The 562-nt window shown below is 45.6% G+C and carries 2 tRNA genes and 1 rRNA gene; all 3 read left to right on the top strand.

The features are described from left to right. Positions 1 to 48: 48 nt before the first annotated feature. Positions 49 to 125: transfer RNA gene (locus GCM43_RS25520), tRNA-Ile, on the top strand. Positions 126 to 137: 12 nt separating this feature from the next. Next, a tRNA-Ala gene (locus GCM43_RS25515) sits at positions 138 to 213 on the top strand. A 240-nt stretch (positions 214 to 453) separates the two neighbouring features. Further along, positions 454 to 562: ribosomal RNA gene (locus tag GCM43_RS25510) — 23S ribosomal RNA — on the top strand; the annotation flags it as partial.

The following is a 562-nucleotide window of genomic DNA, read 5'->3' as shown; positions in this document are numbered from 1 at the left end:
CATCAAATGTTCACACTTATCGACTGTTAATAAAGAAGAACAGCATTTGGGGCTGTAGCTCAGCTGGTTAGAGCACCGTGTTGATAACGCGGGGGTCGTTGGTTCGAGTCCAACCAGCCCTACCAGTAACAAACCCAGGGGGATTAGCTCAGCTGGGAGAGCACCTGCTTTGCAAGCAGGGGGTCGTCGGTTCGATCCCGTCATCCTCCACCAAAAAGCTTAAACGTAAGTTGATCACATCGGTGATTAAATTTAGGTTTAATCTTTTAGAGATTATTGCTGTTTCGTTCTTTAACAATCTGGAAGAAGTAAAGATTATTTATGATCGGTTTGCCGTAACAAGCAGATCGATGGGTAATGATTGTATGTATCAACAAACAAGCAACAACGTTGTACTTTCTTATCCCTGTAGCGCTCTTTGATCGTGCAAACGACCAGAGGCTAACGTTATAGGGACAAGCGAATAAGTGCACATGGTGGATGCCTTGGCGATTACAGGCGATGAAGGACGTAGTAGCTTGCGATAAGCTGCGGGGAGCTAGCAAACAAGCTTTGATCCGCA

Source organism: Janthinobacterium aquaticum (assembly GCF_009208565.1).
Classification (GTDB): domain Bacteria; phylum Pseudomonadota; class Gammaproteobacteria; order Burkholderiales; family Burkholderiaceae_D; genus Janthinobacterium.
Note: the sequence above shows the minus strand (reverse complement) of the source record. Positions and strands in the feature narration are given on the sequence as shown.